Annotated in this window: 15 protein-coding genes, 2 tRNA genes and 3 rRNA genes; 3 read left to right on the top strand and 17 right to left on the bottom strand. The window is 37.0% G+C overall.

All coding sequences use genetic code 11. The features are described from left to right. Nucleotides 1-253: 253 nt before the first annotated feature. Nucleotides 254-667 (top strand): ABC transporter permease, encoded by a 414-nt coding sequence (locus tag ACZ0AH_RS03000; RefSeq protein ID WP_463474402.1) that lies wholly within the window; start codon nt 254-256, stop codon nt 665-667. Nucleotides 668-1,041: 374 nt separating this feature from the next. On the opposite strand, the gene lpxA is transcribed toward ACZ0AH_RS03000, so the two are convergent. From lpxA to ACZ0AH_RS02950, 10 genes are all read right to left on the bottom strand, one after another. Continuing rightward, the gene (gene lpxA, locus ACZ0AH_RS02995; protein ID WP_463474401.1) at nt 1,042-1,815 is read right to left on the bottom strand and encodes an acyl-ACP--UDP-N-acetylglucosamine O-acyltransferase; all 774 of its coding nucleotides are present in this window, start codon (nt 1,813-1,815) and stop codon (nt 1,042-1,044) included. Nucleotides 1,816-1,880: 65 nt separating this feature from the next. Next, complete coding sequence (locus ACZ0AH_RS02990) at nt 1,881-2,267, bottom strand: Crp/Fnr family transcriptional regulator (RefSeq protein ID WP_463474400.1); 387 nt, start codon at nt 2,265-2,267, stop codon at nt 1,881-1,883. A gap of 14 nt (nt 2,268-2,281) precedes the next feature. Continuing rightward, nucleotides 2,282-2,443: a hypothetical protein gene (locus ACZ0AH_RS02985; RefSeq protein WP_463474399.1), complete on the bottom strand. Its 162-nt coding sequence runs from the start codon at nt 2,441-2,443 to the stop codon at nt 2,282-2,284. A gap of 380 nt (nt 2,444-2,823) precedes the next feature. After that, a 5S ribosomal RNA gene (rrf, locus tag ACZ0AH_RS02980) occupies nt 2,824-2,933 on the bottom strand. Nucleotides 2,934-3,120: 187 nt separating this feature from the next. Beyond that, a 23S ribosomal RNA gene (locus ACZ0AH_RS02975) occupies nt 3,121-6,006 on the bottom strand. A gap of 181 nt (nt 6,007-6,187) precedes the next feature. Further along, nucleotides 6,188-6,261 (bottom strand) — tRNA-Ala (locus ACZ0AH_RS02970). 163 nt (nt 6,262-6,424) lie between these two features. Further along, nucleotides 6,425-6,498, bottom strand: a tRNA-Ile gene (locus ACZ0AH_RS02965). Nucleotides 6,499-6,622: 124 nt separating this feature from the next. Next, nucleotides 6,623-8,136, bottom strand: a 16S ribosomal RNA gene (locus ACZ0AH_RS02960). Together the 16S, 23S and 5S rRNA genes with 2 tRNA genes alongside form the textbook arrangement of a ribosomal RNA operon. A 974-nt stretch (nt 8,137-9,110) precedes the next feature. Continuing rightward, complete coding sequence (locus tag ACZ0AH_RS02955; RefSeq protein ID WP_463474398.1) at nt 9,111-10,346, bottom strand: ABC transporter permease; 1,236 nt, start codon at nt 10,344-10,346, stop codon at nt 9,111-9,113. 101 nt (nt 10,347-10,447) lie between these two features. Further along, the gene (locus ACZ0AH_RS02950; protein WP_056248936.1) at nt 10,448-10,942 is read right to left on the bottom strand and encodes a YkgJ family cysteine cluster protein; all 495 of its coding nucleotides are present in this window, start codon (nt 10,940-10,942) and stop codon (nt 10,448-10,450) included. Nucleotides 10,943-11,016: 74 nt separating this feature from the next. Between ACZ0AH_RS02950 and ACZ0AH_RS02945 the strand changes: the two genes are divergently transcribed. Then, nucleotides 11,017-11,724 carry a class I SAM-dependent methyltransferase gene (locus ACZ0AH_RS02945; RefSeq protein WP_463474397.1) on the top strand — a complete coding sequence of 236 codons (708 nt, stop codon included), beginning with the start codon at nt 11,017-11,019 and terminating at the stop codon, nt 11,722-11,724. Nucleotides 11,725-11,734: 10 nt separating this feature from the next. Then, nucleotides 11,735-12,280 (top strand): YfiT family bacillithiol transferase, encoded by a 546-nt coding sequence (locus ACZ0AH_RS02940; RefSeq protein WP_463474396.1) that lies wholly within the window; start codon nt 11,735-11,737, stop codon nt 12,278-12,280. Between the two features lie 81 nt (nt 12,281-12,361). Here the strand turns inward: ACZ0AH_RS02940 and ACZ0AH_RS02935 are convergent, their stop codons facing one another. The 7 genes from ACZ0AH_RS02935 to ACZ0AH_RS02905 all read right to left on the bottom strand — a co-directional run bounded on the left by ACZ0AH_RS02935 (nt 12,362) and on the right by ACZ0AH_RS02905 (nt 17,972). Further along, a complete protein-coding gene (locus ACZ0AH_RS02935; RefSeq protein WP_463474395.1) occupies nt 12,362-12,994 on the bottom strand; it encodes a 7-carboxy-7-deazaguanine synthase QueE in 633 nt (210 codons plus the stop codon). Nucleotides 12,995-13,092: 98 nt separating this feature from the next. Continuing rightward, nucleotides 13,093-14,760 (bottom strand): tetratricopeptide repeat protein, encoded by a 1,668-nt coding sequence (locus tag ACZ0AH_RS02930; protein WP_463474394.1) that lies wholly within the window; start codon nt 14,758-14,760, stop codon nt 13,093-13,095. A 16-nt stretch (nt 14,761-14,776) separates the two neighbouring features. Next, nucleotides 14,777-15,700, bottom strand: a complete 924-nt coding sequence (locus ACZ0AH_RS02925; RefSeq protein ID WP_463474393.1) for a PstS family phosphate ABC transporter substrate-binding protein — start codon at nt 15,698-15,700, stop codon at nt 14,777-14,779. A gap of 2 nt (nt 15,701-15,702) precedes the next feature. Further along, nucleotides 15,703-15,933: a hypothetical protein gene (locus ACZ0AH_RS02920; RefSeq protein ID WP_463474392.1), complete on the bottom strand. Its 231-nt coding sequence runs from the start codon at nt 15,931-15,933 to the stop codon at nt 15,703-15,705. After that, nucleotides 15,933-16,730, bottom strand: a complete 798-nt coding sequence (locus ACZ0AH_RS02915) for an energy transducer TonB (RefSeq protein WP_463474391.1) — start codon at nt 16,728-16,730, stop codon at nt 15,933-15,935. Before ACZ0AH_RS02915 ends, ACZ0AH_RS02920 begins: the two co-directional genes overlap by 1 nt. Before the next feature lie 38 nt (nt 16,731-16,768). Next, on the bottom strand, nt 16,769-17,326 hold the full coding sequence (locus ACZ0AH_RS02910; protein WP_463474390.1) for an ExbD/TolR family protein: 558 nt from the start codon (nt 17,324-17,326) through the stop codon (nt 16,769-16,771). A gap of 19 nt (nt 17,327-17,345) precedes the next feature. After that, a complete protein-coding gene (locus ACZ0AH_RS02905; protein ID WP_463474389.1) occupies nt 17,346-17,972 on the bottom strand; it encodes an ExbD/TolR family protein in 627 nt (208 codons plus the stop codon). Between the last annotated feature and the right edge of the window lie 44 nt (nt 17,973-18,016).

The following is an 18,016-nucleotide window of genomic DNA, read 5'->3' as shown; positions in this document are numbered from 1 at the left end:
ACTTAGTTTTATAATGGCTAATATAGAATAAATTTATTCCCCAAAATAATATTAATAATACTAAACAATTAACACGATCTCGGTTAAAATCAAATTTTCAAAAGATAATAACCCAACAAATGGCTATTGATTTTGGAATGCTGGATGTTTTAGAAATACCATTAGTTAAAAGAAGAATTTATCAGAGAAATTTGCCTCAGATACTCTTACGAACGTTTTACTAAATGAAACCCGTGGCAAAACAATTGCTGCTTTGGATAAATTCTGGGAAACAAAAGCGGATACTAAATATCCTTTTGAATACAATTTTGTAGACAGAAATTTCGCCCGAACGTATAAACAATACCAAAACCAGAGTCAATTATTTTCTCTCCTAAACGGAATTGTGATTCTAATCGCCGTTTTCGGATTATTTGCCTTGGCCTCTTTTTCTATGGAAAGAAGATTGCGAGAAATCGCTATCAGAAAAACATTAGGCGCAGAAACCAATATTTTACTCAAAGAATTATCAAAACAATATGTCATTTTCTGTTTAATTGGTTTCGCAATCGGAATCATTCCAGCTTATATTTTATTACCAAAATGGCTTGAAGATTTTGCTTTTAGAATTGACATTCCTGTGCTTCCCTTTTTTGTCGCTCAAATTGCATTAATGTTTTTACCTTAACTATTGTTTTGGCAAAAGCGTATCAGGTAACCAAAATTGATGTTTTGAAATATTTAAAATACGAATAAAATACTAAGAAATTGATTAACATATTTATTTATTATCTCAAGAACAACAAGTTCTTTTCGGCTTTAAATGTTTTAGGATTATCAATAGGAATCACAGGAATGAAAAAAAGAATTACATTTCTATTCGTTTCGGGTTTTGTAGTTCTATGACATTGCATTATCCAGAGCTTATGCTGTAACAAAAATCGATATTTTGAATCATTTAAAATACGAATAACAGAATCTCGTTATTTCACGAAAAACTCCTTAATTTCTTAAGGAGTTTTTAGTTACAAATAATTTTTAAATAAAATTTATCTAAAACATTTATTCTAATAATCCTTTTACAATTCCTCTTTTAGATTGTTTAATAAAATCTAAAATCAAATCTCGTTCTGTACTTCGTTCAAATTGAGTTTCAATTAATGCTAAAGCCAAAGTTGTATTTCTTTTTTCTTGAAAAATAATACGATAAAATTCTTTAAGTTCCTTTAGCTTATCTATTTCAAATCCTCTTCTTTTTAGACCTACAATATTTAAACCAACATAACTCAAAGGTTCATGTGCAGCCACAATATAAGGCGGAACATCTTTCACAACCCGACTCATTCCGGCAATCATACTATGATCTCCAATATTCGAAAATTGATGTATGGCTGACAAACCGCTTATAGTAACCCAATCGCCAACTATTACTTCTCCCGCCATGCCAACATTAAATCCTATAACACAATTATTACCAATTATACAATCATGACCAATATGTGCATTAGACATAAATAAATTATAATTTCCTATTACTGTTTTTTTCTTAGATGCTGTTCCCCGATTAATTGTAACATATTCCCGAATAATATTATGGTTCCCAATTTCAAGCAAAGTATACTCTCCCTTGTATTTCAAATCCTGAGGTACACCAGCTATAACTGCTCCGGCATGTATCTCGCAGCTATCACCAATTCTACAGCCCGTTAAGATATTTACATTATTGCCAATCCAGGTATTATCACCAATTACCACATTATTTTCAATTGTTGTAAAATTGCCAATATGTACATTTTTACCAATTATAGCATTCTTGCCAATTATTGAATTTTTCAAATCCCATTAATTTTAAATTGGCAGCAAATGTGGTATAAAATAAAATGTGTTTTATTGATCTAAAGTCAATTAATTGATGCCCTTATTCTGCTCAAAGTTTCCTGACTTACACCAATCATTGATGCAACATATTTTAGTTTTGATTTGATAATAATTTCCGGAAAGGAATTAAGTAAATAGTTATATTTCTCCTGAGCATTCATTGCACTGTATAAATAATGAAACTCATTTATTTTAGAAAGATAGACTCTGAGTAGTTTTATATAAAAATTAGAAAATAACGGATACAGTAACAAAAGCTGTTCCTCATCATAAGATATAGAATAAACAATTGTTTCTTCGCAGGCCTGAAAGATTTCAAACGAAGGACTTTGCTCAAAAAAACTACTTAACGAGGTAGCAAACTGATGATTTGTATAAATCCATTTCGTAACTTCTATGCCATCTTGCAAACTAAATCGACGAATTATTCCCGATTTAATAAATAAACTTTGTTACATATTTTACCTTCCTGAATAATAACTTCATTCTTTTGAAATTTTTCTTCAACAAAATAATTCTTTATTGCTTGTTCAGTTTCAAAATCTAATTCTTGAAAACTATTGATTACGTTAATTAACTCAGTCATTATCTAAATTCTTATTCAAACAAATTTATTGATACAATTTAAGATGAACTCTAAAATTATCCTGACAATAATACGTATTGCTTGCTAATTGAATTAAAATAGCAGATTTAAGATATTTTTAGAAAATTTTGGTGTCATAATATTATTTTGAAGTTTACAAAAGCTTAAAAAGAATATTCTAATCTATAAATATTAAAGAATAGAAAAATTTCAAAACCGAATAAATTCAAAAAGTATTGTAAACTAAAAATCCCCATCAAATACATGACGAGGATTTTCCAAAAGAAAGGCGACGACCCCCGATAGCTATCGGGGCTCCCGCATAATTGCAATATTTTATAAAACAAAAAACCCCATTCGTTAGAATAGGGTTTTTCAAATAAAGGCGACGACATACTCTCCCACATAACTGCAGTACCATCTGCGCAGGCGGGCTTAACTACTCTGTTCGGGATGGGAAGAGGTGAGCCCCGCCGCAATAACCACCTTAAGGTTGTTAGTCTAAAGTCACAAGTCTTAAAGTATAAAAGTCTTTTGACTTTATGACTTTAATCTTTCGACTTAAAGACTGCTCGCGTCGAGCAAATATCTTAACATACTGAGATAAAGAAAAGTATTTTTATTTATTATTTTTAGAAAGTTTCTTCCTCCCGTCTTTTGGACGGGAGGAAAAGGGTGTACATAAGCTTACGGATTATTAGTACTACTCGACTATGACATTACTGCCTTTACATCTATAGCCTATCAACGTGGTCATCTTCCACGATCCTTAAAAGAAATCTCATCTTGTGGTGGGTTTCGCGCTTATATGCTTTCAGCGCTTATCCCTTCCAAACGTAGCTACTCTGCGGTGCCCCTGGCGGGACAACAGATACACTAGAGGTTTGTCCAATTCGGTCCTCTCGTACTAGAATCAGATCCACTCAAATTTCTAACGCCCACAGTAGATAGAGACCGAACTGTCTCACGACGTTCTGAACCCAGCTCGCGTGCCACTTTAATGGGCGAACAGCCCAACCCTTGGGACCTTCTCCAGCCCCAGGATGTGACGAGCCGACATCGAGGTGCCAAACCCCCCCGTCGATATGAGCTCTTGGGGGAGATCAGCCTGTTATCCCCGGCGTACCTTTTATCCTTTGAGCGATGGCCCTTCCATGCGGAACCACCGGATCACTATGCTCTACTTTCGTACCTGATCGACCTGTATGTCTCTCAGTCAAGCTCCCTTATGCCATTGCACTCTACGCACGGTTACCAAGCGTACTGAGGGAACCTTTAGAAGCCTCCGTTACTCTTTTGGAGGCGACCACCCCAGTCAAACTACCCACCAAGCAATGTCCCCCGCAAAACGGGGTTAGGCCTCAGATAAACAAAGGGTTGTATTTCAACAATGACTCCACAACGCCTGGCGACGCCGCTTCATAGTCTCCAACCTATCCTACACATCATTTATCCAAGGTCAATACTAAGCTATAGTAAAGGTGCACAGGGTCTTTTCGTCCCACTGCGGGTAAACGGCATCTTCACCGTTACTACAATTTCACCGAGCTCATGGCTGAGACAGTGTCCAGATCGTTACACCATTCGTGCAGGTCGGAACTTACCCGACAAGGAATTTCGCTACCTTAGGACCGTTATAGTTACGGCCGCCGTTTACTGGGGCTTCAATTCAATGCTTCTCCGAAGATAACATCTCCTCTTAACCTTCCAGCACCGGGCAGGTGTCAGGCCCTATACTTCATCTTACGATTTTGCAGAGCCCTGTGTTTTTGATAAACAGTCGCCTGGACCTCTTCACTGCGGCCCTGTATTGCTACAGGGCGACCCTTCTCCCGAAGTTACGGGTCTATTTTGCCTAATTCCTTAGCCATGAATCTCTCGAGCACCTTAGGATTCTCTCCTCAACTACCTGTGTCGGTTTACGGTACTGGTACTAATTACCTGAAGTTTAGAGGTTTTTCTTGGAAGCCCTTAGGCGCACTATCTCTTTGTCCGAAGACGCCGAGTACTATCGTATTTCCCCAAGACGCGTGGATTTGCCTGCGCATCTTATAGGTAGGTACTTCAACGAACTATTCCGTCAGTTCGCGGCGCTTTCATCACTCCGTCACCCCATCACAGTAATTAGTAGTACGGGAATATTAACCCGTTGGCCATCGACTGTCCCTTTCGGGTTCGCCTTAGGACCAGACTAACCCACAGCTGATTAGCATAGCTGTGGAAACCTTAGTTTTTCGGTGTGCGGGTTTCTCGCCCGCATTATCGTTACTTATGCCTACATTTTCTTTTCCAGCCGGTCCAGCATACCTGACGATACACCTTCAACCCTGCTGGAATGCTCCCCTACCACTTAGAGTAAACTCTAAATCCATAGCTTCGGTAATACGCTTATGCCCGATTATTATCCATGCTCGTCCGCTCGACTAGTGAGCTGTTACGCACTCTTTAAATGAATGGCTGCTTCCAAGCCAACATCCTAGCTGTCTGGGCAGACAAACCTCGTTCTTTCAACTTAGCGTATATTTGGGGACCTTAGCTGATGGTCTGGGTTCTTTCCCTCTCGGACTTGGACCTTAGCACCCAAGCCCTCACTGTTATGAAACATTATATAGCATTCGGAGTTTGTCAGGAATTGGTAGGCGGTGAAGCCCCCGCATCCAATCAGTAGCTCTACCTCTATATAACTTTACGCATAACGCTGCACCTAAATGCATTTCGGGGAGTACGAGCTATTTCCGAGTTTGATTGGCCTTTCACCCCTACCCACAGGTCATCCGAAGACTTTTCAACGTCAACCGGTTCGGACCTCCACACTGTGTTACCAGCGCTTCATCCTGCCCATGGGTAGATCACACGGTTTCGCGTCTAACACTACTGACTAAAGCGCCCTATTCAGACTCGCTTTCGCTACGGATCCGTGGCTTAACCACTTAACCTTGCCAGCAACGTTAACTCGTAGGCTCATTATGCAAAAGGCACGCCGTCACCCCACGAAAGGGCTCCGACCGCTTGTAAGCGTATGGTTTCAGGATCTATTTCACTCCGTTATTCACGGTTCTTTTCACCTTTCCCTCACGGTACTGGTTCACTATCGGTCTCTCAGGAGTATTTAGCCTTAGCGGATGGTCCCGCCAAATTCAGACAGGGTTTCACGTGCCCCGCCCTACTCAGGATACCACTATCTATTATACTCGTTACCCATACGGGACTATCACCCTCTTTGGTGTCGCTTTCCAGCAACTTCCGGTTCCTTGTACATAAAATATCGTGGTCCTACAACCCCAGAATTGCCGTAACAACACTGGTTTGGGCTAATCCGCGTTCGCTCGCCACTACTTACGGAATCACTTTTGTTTTCTTCTCCTCCGCCTACTTAGATGTTTCAGTTCAGCGGGTTTGCCCACCTATCGGTGTACTATGTCTTCAACATAGTGGGTTGCCCCATTCAGGTATCTACGGATCAATCGGTGTGTGCCCGTCCCCGTAGCTTTTCGCAGCTTATCACGCCTTTCATCGCCTCTGAGAGCCAAGGCATCCCCCATACGCCCTTATTTTGCTTATTGTACCAATCATAAATTAATATGACCGTTTTTTTTTGTCTTTTATTACTCGTATCGCTACTCATAACAAAAAACGCTTTCTACTTTTTATTATTTTCTTATCTCAATATGTCAATGAACTTTACGGGCTTCGCGCTTTACGCACTAGGCTTTAAGCTTACAGCCTATGGCTTATAGCTTTTTGTGGAGAATAACGGAGTCGAACCGTTGACCTCCTGCGTGCAAGGCAGGCGCTCTAGCCAGCTGAGCTAATCCCCCTTTTTAATTAAAAATTAAAAATCGTGAATTAAAAATTATGAACTTTTTGATTCTTAATCTTTCAACTTCTAAAATTTCCTTTTTTTTAAGTTTGCAGTCTTTTTAGTTTGTTGTTTTTTCTTATAACTTACAATTCATAATTTATAATCAACAATTTAAAAAGTAGTCCCGGGCAGACTCGAACTGCCGACCCCTACATTATCAGTGTAGTACTCTAACCAGCTGAGCTACGAGACTCTGTTTTACTTAAAATTTAGTATTTGAACTAACAGCAAGAGTAATGAAATTTTGTGATTCAGAACCTTCAAGATTAACATCTTTTTTCCCCATCGTGCATTACTGCTAACAATTGGGGCTCTAGAAAGGAGGTGTTCCAGCCGCACCTTCCGGTACGGCTACCTTGTTACGACTTAGCCCTAGTTACCAGTTTTACCCTAGGCAGCTCCTTGCGGTCACCGACTTCAGGCACCCCCAGCTTCCATGGCTTGACGGGCGGTGTGTACAAGGCCCGGGAACGTATTCACCGGATCATGGCTGATATCCGATTACTAGCGATTCCAGCTTCACGGAGTCGAGTTGCAGACTCCGATCCGAACTGTGACCGGTTTTATAGATTCGCTCCTGGTCGCCCAGTGGCTGCTCTCTGTACCGGCCATTGTAGCACGTGTGTAGCCCAAGGCGTAAGGGCCGTGATGATTTGACGTCATCCCCACCTTCCTCACAGTTTGCACTGGCAGTCTTGTTAGAGTTCCCGACATGACTCGCTGGCAACTAACAACAGGGGTTGCGCTCGTTATAGGACTTAACCTGACACCTCACGGCACGAGCTGACGACAACCATGCAGCACCTTGTAAATTGTCTTGCGAAAGTTCTGTTTCCAAAACGGTCAATCTACATTTAAGCCTTGGTAAGGTTCCTCGCGTATCATCGAATTAAACCACATGCTCCACCGCTTGTGCGGGCCCCCGTCAATTCCTTTGAGTTTCATTCTTGCGAACGTACTCCCCAGGTGGGATACTTATCACTTTCGCTTAGCCACTGAGTTTGCACCCAACAGCTAGTATCCATCGTTTACGGCGTGGACTACCAGGGTATCTAATCCTGTTCGCTACCCACGCTTTCGTCCATCAGCGTCAATCCATTAGTAGTAACCTGCCTTCGCAATTGGTATTCCATGTAATCTCTAAGCATTTCACCGCTACACTACATATTCTAGTTACTTCCTAATAATTCAAGTTTAACAGTATCAATGGCCGTTCCACCGTTGAGCGATGGGCTTTCACCACTGACTTATTAAACCGCCTACGGACCCTTTAAACCCAATGATTCCGGATAACGCTTGGATCCTCCGTATTACCGCGGCTGCTGGCACGGAGTTAGCCGATCCTTATTCTTACGATACCGTCAAGCTGCTTCACGAAGCAGTGTTTCTTCTCGTATAAAAGCAGTTTACAATCCATAGGACCGTCATCCTGCACGCGGCATGGCTGGATCAGGCTTGCGCCCATTGTCCAATATTCCTCACTGCTGCCTCCCGTAGGAGTCTGGTCCGTGTCTCAGTACCAGTGTGGGGGATCTCCCTCTCAGGACCCCTACCCATCGTAGCCTTGGTAAGCCGTTACCTTACCAACTAGCTAATGGGACGCATGCTCATCTTTTACCGTTGTGACTTTAATATAATCCCGATGCCGAGTCTATATACTATGAGGTATTAATCCAAATTTCTCTGGGCTATCCCTCTGTAAAAGGTAGATTGCATACGCGTTACGCACCCGTGCGCCGGTCTCTGCTTCCGAAGAAACATACCCCTCGACTTGCATGTGTTAAGCCTGCCGCTAGCGTTCATCCTGAGCCAGGATCAAACTCTTCATCGTATATTGTGTGCTCTAATTAATTAAAGCTAATTATTATCGATGCTTCTCTATCGGTTCTTCTCGAATCTCGCGATTCCTTTACTCTTATTCTTTTGCTCTAACATCTCTGTTAAAGCGGCTGTCAATTCAATATGTCTACGAACGTGTCTTTCAATCTTGTTTCGCTTGTGTTTCAAAGCGGGTGCAAAAGTAGAAAACTTATTTTAATCCGGCAAATGTTTTTTGAAGTTTTTTTAAAGAAATTTTACTTTCCTTTTTCCTCCTAAACCTTACCAATCTCTCAATGAACTTTCCCTGTTTTGCGGGGTGCAAATGTAACTTCTGTTTTTAAATCTCACAAGCTTTTTTGAATCTTTTTTGAAAAAAAATTTTCATCCTAAATTCGTTTGCCTGTCAGTATTTCAGTGAACGTCTGTCGTTGTTGCGGGTGCAAAAGTACCACCTTTATTTACATTTCCAAGCCTTTTTTTAATATAATTTCCATCTTTTTTATAACTCACTGGTTTGGCGTTTTTTACAGGGCAAAGTTTTTTTATCCCTTTTGGGGTTTGGACTGTTTGAGGTGGATTTTTCGGGCTTTGCCACGAAATACCAAGGCTCAAAGTTTCTTTGCCCTTTTTTTTTTAATCGCGCAAAGGCGCAAAGACGCCAAGTTTTATTCTCCTGCCCAGGATTTTCTTTTGGAAACCTATGCCCTAGCCCCGATAGTCCCGAAGCCTCGGGAGGAAATCCTTTTGCTTTTTTCTTTAAAAAGCAAAAGATTGGAACGGATAGCGGGAAATAGCTCCTAATTCAAATTACAATCTTTTAAAATTGCTTGGCCTCTTCGCTAGCGCTCGAGTCCAAATTACAACCTTTGAATGCTTCGACTTCGCTCAGCAGGACAAAATAGTTCTCATTATATATAGGTGCAAAAATAAACCCGACAGCTTTTAGAAAAACTGTCGGGTTGAGAGAATGAATAATTCTGTATATTAATCGAAGCGAATGGCTTTTACCGGTGAAATTTTGGTTATTAAATAGGAAGGGATCAGCAACACTACAAAGCAAACTGTAACGGTTAGTAAGTTTAACAAAATAACATAACCCCAATTTATATACACTGGTGCCTGGTTTACATAATAGTTTTCGGGATTTAAAGGAATGACTCCGAATTGCTGCTGAATAAGCAATAACGAAATCCCTATCAAGTTACCCCAAAAAAGACCTCTTATAATAAGGTAAAAGGCATTGTATAAAAATATTTTGCGTACTGTCCAGTTATTTGCTCCCATTGCTTTTAGAATTCCGATCATTTGTGTGCGTTCTAAAATAAGAACTAATAAAGCTACTACCATGTTTATGGTCGCAACCAATATCATGACAGCAAGTATAACTATAATGTTGAAATCGAAAAGCTGCAGCCAATCGAAAATATAACTGTATTTTTCGATTATGGTTTTTGTATCTAAACCTGATGCTGTTTGTTCGTAAATTTGATTGCCTGTTGTCTTGATATTATTAAAGTCTTTTACAAAAACTTCAAAAGCGCCAATTTGATCCGGCTTCCATTTATTGATTCGCTGAATATGACGAATATCTCCTATTATATACGTCGCATCAAAATCCTGAAAACCTGAATTGAAAATTCCGGCGATTTTGAATCGGCGGCTATTTGGCATTTTACCTTGTTCTTCTTTAATAAAAAAAGTATTGAAGTTGTCTCCAACTTTTAACCCTAGTCGGTCAGCCAGGAATTTCGAAATTAAAACATCTTCATTTAATGTTTTTGAAAAATCGGGTAATTTACCTTCTACTAAATACTCTTTAATATTATTCCAGTCATAATCGGCGCCAACTCCTTTGAAGACGATTCCTTCAAAAGCATTTTCGGTTCTGATAATTCCGGCTTTACTTGCGACAGCCTGAATGTGACGTACCTCTGGAATGGACTTGAAATTGGGGTAAAAATCTTGTTTTTTAGAAATAGGAATTAAAGTTACCTCTGAATTGTTATTATCATAATTCGAAATAATGATCTGACCGTTGAAAGCCGAAACTTTTTCGCGTATTTTTTGTTGAAGTCCAATTCCGGTTGCTACCGAAATCAACATCATAATAATACCAATCGCAATGGCCGATATGGCAATTTTTATAATAGGTGCCGAAATACTGCTTTTGTAATCTCTGGCAGTAACAAGTCTTTTAGCTATGAAGTATTCTAAATTCAATTTATATCTTTTATTGTTTGGTATTTAACCTAAGTCAAAAATACATTTAAAAAAGCGAAAAAAAATTGTTCGGAAAAACAATTACAAAATATTTAAGTGACTTATAAGGGAAGTTTCTTTTTCATTTCTTCGACTATATTATAAGCGGCCGGACAAATTGCAACATTTTTTAAGGTTAGATCTGTGATTTGATTAAACTTTTTGCGATCTGTATGCGGAAATTCTCTGCAAGCTTTTGGGCGTACGTCATAAATCATACAATAATTTTCACTGTCCAAAAAAGTACAAGGAACGCTTTTTAAAACATAATCTTTGTCTTCGTCGATTCGGAGATATTGCTCAATAAACTGCTGTGGTTTTTGTCTGAAAGATTTTGAAATTCGTTCGATATCAGCTAAAGTAAACAAAGGCCCGGTTGTTTTACAACAATTGGCGCATTGCAAACAATCTGTTTTTTTAAATTCGGCATCATGCAAATCCTGCATAACGTAATCTAAATTCTTAGGTTGTTTTTTTTTGAGCTTATCAAAATACTTTTTGTTTTCGATATGCTTATCTTTGGCTAACTTATTTAAGTTATTTAAAATTTGTTTCAAGTTTAAAATTTAAAGTTGACTTGCAAAATTAAACAACTTTGAACTTGAAACCTTAAACTTTGAACTAAAATACGATGAAAGATCTTTTTGGGAAAGCGATGTTCGATTTCCAAACCAATAATTCGCCTGAAGATATCATTACAGAGACCTCAATTTCTGAAGAAGATGAAATGAGCATAGAGTATTTGTTTCGTTCTTATAACGAAATGCCAAAACTTGAACAAAAAGCATTACAATTAGCTTCGGGAAAAACATTAGATGTTGGATGTGGCGCCGGAAGCCATAGTTTATCTTTGCAAAATGACAGGAATTTAGAGGTTACTTCAATTGATATTTCAGAAAAAGCAATTGAAACCTGTAAACTGCGTGGTGTAAAAAATGCTCTGGTACAAAATATATTGGATTTTGAAGGAGAAAAATTCGATACCATTATTTTATTAATGAATGGAGTGGGGATTTTTGGGAAACTGGAGGGTTGCAATACCTATTTATCTAAATTAAAATCGCTCTTAAATCCGGGAGGACAAATTCTTTTAGATAGTTCCGACATCATTTATATGTTTGACGAAGATGAAGATGGCGGAAAATGGATTCCGTCTAATAATGATTATTACGGTGAACTTACTTTTACTATTTCATACAAAGGAGAAAAAGAAGATACTTTTGACTGGCTATATCTGGATTATAATACGCTTCAAAATGCGGCTATAGCCAATGGACTGAAATGCGAACTTATTTTAGAAGGTGAACATTATGATTATTTAGCCCGACTTTCGATTTAATATTTAGTTTATGGAAGAAATTGATTTAGAAAAATTAAAATATCCTATTGGAAAATTTAAAGCCCTAACAGAATATAGTCCAGAATATATTTTAAACAAAATTAACGAAATTGAATCTTTTCCAGAAAGATTGAAAAAAGAAACGATTCGTTTAACAGATGAACAATTGAATACCCCATATCGTCCGGGCGGCTGGACTATCCGACAAGTAATTCATCATTGTGCCGAAAGTCATTTGCACTGTTTTATCAGAATTAAATGGGCTTTGACAGAAAATAATCCTGTAATAAAACCTTATGATGAAGTTTTATGGTCTGAATTACCAGATAATTTAACGATGCCGATTCAGCCAACACTTACTTTATTAGAAGGATTACACTCACGGTTGGTTTATTTAATGAGAAATTTATCTGAAGCCGATTTAGAAAAATCCTTTATTCATCCGGAAAATAATTCTGAATATAGAATTAAACAGTTAATTGGAACTTATGCCTGGCACGGAAATCATCATTTAGCACATATTACAAGTTTAAAAAAATATAAAAACTGGAAATAAAGAACTTGTTTCCTTTTTACACGTTGTGTATTAATTATGCAAAAACAAAAAAGCTCTTCAATTGAAGAGCTTTTTTATTCTTTATGGAATGTTTAAATATTTATGTGTTTGCAATGAAACTCTCCATTTTGGATTATTCATAACATAGTCCACAATAAGCGGTGTCATCTCTTCTTTTTTGCTCCATTCCGGCTGAAGAAACAAAATTGCATTGTCATTTACCAATTCAGCTTGTTCTTCTGCAAAAATAAAATCGTGCTTATTATAGATAATCACTTTTAACTCATGTGCATTATCATACACAGTTTGAGTTGGCAATTTATTTTTTTTGGGCGAAAGACAAATCCAATCCCAGGTCCCTGTTAACGGATATGCGCCTGAAGTTTCGATATGCACTTTTAAATTTCTGTCTTTTAATTGTTTCGTTAAAAAAGTCATATCCCAGGTTAAGGGTTCTCCTCCTGTAATTACAACAGTATCTGCATATCTTGAAGCATTATTTACAATTAAATCAACACTTGTTGGCGGATGCAATTCTGCATTCCAACTTTCCTTCACATCACACCAGTGGCAACCTACGTCGCAACCTCCAATTCGTATAAAGTAAGCAGCCGTCCCAGTATGAAATCCTTCTCCCTGAATCGTATAAAACTCTTCCATCAAAGGCAACATCGCTCCTTTATTTACTTCTAATTGTATTTCTTTTGATAACATTATTTTATTTTAAAGTGCAAAGATAGTCAATTAAATACGGAACAAAAAAAACCGATAGCTTTGAACTATCGGTTTAATATTTTATAAGAGTTCTTAAATTATTTTAAAGCTTTCACAGATTGTGTAGCATAAGCGTTTGCCGGATCTAAAACTAGAGTTTTATTGAAATATTCAATTGCTTTAGCTTTATCTGTATTAGCATAACTAGCTCCAATACTGTTGTAAGACTCAACTATTTTTTTAACTGTAGCAGGTTTCGCCAATTCTTCTGCACCTTTAGCAGAAGTTCTCGTAACATACTCTCCGTAATTTTTAATAATCAAATCATCTTTTTCTAACAAGTTGTTGATTCTTCCTTTGTATAAGTAAGCCTCATCATAAGTTGGAGAAGCAACTAAAACTCTATCAAAAGCAGCATCAGCTTTAGCTAAACCAGCGGCATCAATAGCTGTTTTTTCTTTATTTGCATTTGCATAGTAAAGTGAGATACCGTAATACACATTGTCATTCAAATAATTTTTAGAATCTGTGTTAGTAGCGCTTAACTCATAAATAGCAGCAGCCTGGCTGTATTGTTTTTTAGTAAACAATTCTTTTCCAAAATCTCCAAGATCTTCAACTGCTAATGGCTCCATTGCAACTGCTTTTTTAATTTCGGCTAAACCAGCTTCAAAAGCTGCAGGATCTACAACACCTTCAGCGTTTGTTCCTTTTTTGATTTTAGCAAAACCCAAATACAAGAAATCTTTTGCAATAGCTTTGTTTGTTGGAACTTTAACGTAATCTTCTAAAGATTTAATAGCTACATCAATATTTCCGTTTTCGTAAGCTGAATATCCTAAATATCTAAAGATTCTAGGATTAACTTTATCCAACTCGATCATTTTGTTCGCTTCTACTTCAAGAGCTTTATAGTCTTTTACTAAGATCAGGAAATCTGCATGACGCATTCTTGAATCCATAGAATAATCTGTAAGACTTAAGTATTTCTCGTAGTTAGAGATTGCTTTTTGGTAGTTTACTTGTTGAGTAGAAGGTTTATTTCTTGCCCATTTGTAATATGTTTCAGCTAATTCTCTGTAAACAGGACCATAATTTGCATCTAAAGCGATAACTTCATTAAAAGATTTAATAGCTTCTTCATAAGATTTAGCGCCTTTTAACAAAACTCCCAATTGCATTTTTGCTCTTAAAAGTTTTGGATCTGCTGTAAACGCGTCACGGTATGCTTTGTAAGCGTCGTTTTGATTATTTGCTCCGTGATAAGCGTCTCCAATTGTCAAAAGTGCCGTTGCATTTTGAGGCTCAATTAATAATGCACGTTTCAAGATTGCAATTGCATTTGTATAATCAGGATTTACTGAATTGATATATGCTCTACCCATGTAAATAAATTCATCTACATCTTTACGCTTCATATCTTTTGCCGCCAAATCAAAATTTGCTTTAGCACCAGCTGCATTTTTATTGTCCAGATCTATTTGACCAAGTCCAATGTAATTTAAATTTTTATGATCTGCTGCTTCTAATCCATTTAAGTAATAAATTTTAGCAGAATCAACAATAGATTGATTTAAGTATACATTACCTAAAACAAAATTAGCTTCACCGTCTGATGGTTTAGCTTTAATAATTGATTTCAGCAATGACTTCGCTTTATCAAATTGCTCTGCGTCAATTGCTTTTTTAGCCTGGTTGATATCTTGCGCTTTTGCAACAGAAGCTGTAGCAACTAAGGCAAGACTAAAAATTTTAAATTTATTCATCTTTATTGTAATTAATTTATTCTTTATCATTTATAATTTGACTTCTAATCTTAAGTTTTCTTCCCGGAGTTCTAACAGGCAGTAATCCAGATTTTAAAACAATTCGTTGACCGATATCTCCAGCGATGAATGAAGCAAACCCCATTCCTAATCCTGAATAACCCTGACAATTGATAATATACAAATCACGTGCCAAAGGATATTTTGCCTCGGCAAGATCATTTTGAGTCGGGCTGTAATATTTATCATCATTCAGGCCTTTTACACTCAAAACATTTATTTCTTTTATAATATCTACCATGTTTGGTGATGGTTGCGAAAGCCAATTTACTCCCACTACTCCAATCATACCATCATTTTTAGAAACAAATTTAATAACTTCATCGTTAGTTTTAAAAGAAAAAACACCTGTTGCAGGAATATCTTTTACTTTCGCTAACTCTTTCATGTAGCGCAGAGTACTTGAATTCGGATTATCGAATACAAGACCTTTTATTCTTGGATCTGATTTGCCCTGCATAAAATCAATTACCGTTTTCAACGCAATTAATGTATCATTATTGCTTTTGTTTGAAATAAATGCAATCGCATCTGCAGCAAAAGGTGTAACTCTAGGATTTATCTTGCTTTTTTCAAATCTGCTTTTTTCTTCTTTGGTTAAATCTCTTGTTGTTACAGCAACTTTTGCTTTTTGATTTAATAAATCATTTATTACTTCTGCTTCTGATTTAGGTTTTACCGAAATTTTAGCTCCATAGTAAGTTCCTTCAAAAACAGCAACCTGGTCGTCTACAATTGGCTTTACAGTTTCATCAACTGTAATATCAATAGCACCTTTTAAAATTGTTTCGTTATTAGAATCGTTTTTGCTTTTTTGGTTGCACATGGCAAACAAAAAAACAAAAGCCACTAATGCGAAAACTCTACTATATTTTAACATAATTACTCTGGGTTTGAATTAATTAATCTCAAGAAGCGAATAGCTGAATAAACGATCAGCAAACCGCCAAAAGCATATCTGTATTTAGGTTCCCAATCAAGTGGAAGCTTTTCCCAAAACATAATCAGTAAACCCAGCACAAGATATATTAAAAAAAACAGTATTCCTAAAACAAGAAGAAATCGCTCTTTGAGCGATTTCTTCTGAATATTATTAAGCATATCTTTTAACATTATTCTGCAGATTGAATAGTAATAGGCAGAGAGTAAAGAACTCTAACTTTTTTACCATTTTGCTCGCCAGGAGTCCATTTTGGACATTTTTTAAGAACACGAATTGCTTCTGCTCCTGTACCGTAACCGATATCCCTTAAAACTTTAATGTCGGTTAATGAACCGTCTTTTTCAACTACAAACGTAACGTAAACTTTACCTTTTAAACCTTCTTCTTCCGGAGTCTTGTAATTGTTTCCTACGAATTTGTAGAATTTTTCAATTCCTCCAGGGAAGTCTGGTTTTACTTCGATACCAGCTGTGTTATATACTTGGTTATCTTCTTCTACTACTGCAGCAGTTCCTGTACCTACTGGCTCATCAACAGTTAAAACTGCATCCGGATCTCCTTTAATAGTTTCAGCACCAACTTTTTTGTCTTTAAGATCCTCAATTTTTGGTGGATCTTCTGTAACTTCATTTGCCTTAGCAACGACCGGTTTCACAAACTTCACCTGATCCACTTTTGGCGGCGGCGGCGGTGGCGGCGGTTCATTAGGCTTAATTTCCTCTTTTTTAGGAGGTAATTTTACTGTGGCAATCTTAATATCTTTATTCACATCGTCATCACCAGAATCTGGTAAAAAACTTGCAATAAGAGGCGCAGCTACAGCAAAAGCAAAAATAAGAGAACCAATAATAAGTGCTTTTATCGTTGTTTTACTGTTTGATTTTCTTAGCTCATATGCACCATATATCTTATTACGTCCTTCGAATACGATATCAAGCCACTGATTTTTAATTATATCTAACTTCATTTTTCTTGATTATTAGGATGTTAAAAACAAGATATCTCTTATTTTGGATCTATCAATTTAGTTTCTTCAGGTGTGAACTCAGGAACAATAGCATAAGTTTCAACGCCGGAAATAGCCATCTCATCCAAAATATCAACTAAATTACGATAAGTTGATTTTTTAGTTGGTTTAATAATGACAATAATTCCATTCTTAGGTTTCCCTAAAGCTGTAGAATATTCCAAAACTGATTTTTTTCTTTTAAGAACTTCTCTACGAATCCCATCTTTACCGTATGCAATATCTTTAGGCCCAGCAATAGGAGTTGCAAGCAATCCCATATAATAAATTATTTTATTATTTGCGCCTAACATTACTGTCATGGTACGATTTTCATCTACTTTAGTATCTACTGTCTTCGTCGAATCATCGTCTTTATTAGGCAACGACAAATCCATCGATTGAGGTTTTGACAACGATGTGGTTAACATAAAGAATGTGATCAATAAGAAAGCCAAATCTACCATCGCCGTTAAATCGACTTTTGAGTTTTGCTTTTTACTTCTTACTTTACCACCTTTTCCGCCACCACCGTCGCCGGTATTTAATTCAGCCATTTTAGTGTATCTTTTTTAATTAAAAGTCTTTTCCTCTCATACCAGTAACTAAGTTAAAGGAATTGATTTTTTGGTCCTGTAGAATATCCATAATCTTTTTGATTTGTGGATACTGTTCTTTAGAATCACCTTTTATTGCTATCTGTAATTCTTTATCATCAAGGTCAATAGAAGCTCTTCTTGCAACTAACAACCATTCTTTTAATTGATTATCAGTAGAGTCGATTGGAATTCCACCTTGATTTGCTTTAGGTCTATCAGCTGCTTTCAAAGCAATAATGCCTTTCAACTCTGATACTGGAACACCGAAGTCATCCATTAAAGCAAATTTAGTTTTATCATCTTCTGAAAAAGTCACACCAAATTTTGCACCCATTCCTTCAAGAGTTCTTTTACGAATTTCTCTTCCTTTAATGTCAAAAAACACTTTGCTTTTCCCGTCTGCTCCTTTACCAATAGTAATAATTGCCAAATCAGAATCCGGTAATTTACTTTGTACAGTAGAAGAAGGCATATCTACAGGAAGTGCTTCAGGCACCTTAGCAGTAGCGGTCAAAATAAAGAACGTAAGCAAAAGGAACGCAACATCACACATGGCAGTCATATCTGTCGATGTTGACTTTTTTTTCATTTTTATTTTAGCCATTCTCTTTTATTTTTATTTTGATATAATTAATTGTAATTATTATA

It is taken from the genome of Flavobacterium sp. AC105, assembly GCF_979258495.1.
The sequence above is the reverse complement of the archived record's forward strand: the minus strand, read 5'-3'. Positions and strand labels throughout refer to the sequence as shown.

What these genes read in the sequence shown, in the direction of transcription:
- ACZ0AH_RS02985 (WP_463474399.1), bottom strand. Translation starts at nt 2,443, where the DNA reads ATGACTGAGTTAATTAACGTAATCAATAGTTTTCAAGAATTAGATTTT.
- ACZ0AH_RS02945 (WP_463474397.1), top strand. Translation starts at nt 11,017, where the DNA reads ATGAAAGATCTTTTTGGGAAAGCGATGTTCGATTTCCAAACCAATAAT.
- ACZ0AH_RS02940 (WP_463474396.1), top strand. Translation starts at nt 11,735, where the DNA reads ATGGAAGAAATTGATTTAGAAAAATTAAAATATCCTATTGGAAAATTT.
- ACZ0AH_RS02935 (WP_463474395.1), bottom strand. Translation starts at nt 12,994, where the DNA reads ATGTTATCAAAAGAAATACAATTAGAAGTAAATAAAGGAGCGATGTTG.
- ACZ0AH_RS02930 (WP_463474394.1), bottom strand. Translation starts at nt 14,760, where the DNA reads ATGAATAAATTTAAAATTTTTAGTCTTGCCTTAGTTGCTACAGCTTCT.
- ACZ0AH_RS02925 (WP_463474393.1), bottom strand. Translation starts at nt 15,700, where the DNA reads ATGTTAAAATATAGTAGAGTTTTCGCATTAGTGGCTTTTGTTTTTTTG.
- ACZ0AH_RS02920 (WP_463474392.1), bottom strand. Translation starts at nt 15,933, where the DNA reads ATGTTAAAAGATATGCTTAATAATATTCAGAAGAAATCGCTCAAAGAG.
- ACZ0AH_RS02915 (WP_463474391.1), bottom strand. Translation starts at nt 16,730, where the DNA reads ATGAAGTTAGATATAATTAAAAATCAGTGGCTTGATATCGTATTCGAA.
- ACZ0AH_RS02910 (WP_463474390.1), bottom strand. Translation starts at nt 17,326, where the DNA reads ATGGCTGAATTAAATACCGGCGACGGTGGTGGCGGAAAAGGTGGTAAA.
- ACZ0AH_RS02905 (WP_463474389.1), bottom strand. Translation starts at nt 17,972, where the DNA reads ATGGCTAAAATAAAAATGAAAAAAAAGTCAACATCGACAGATATGACT.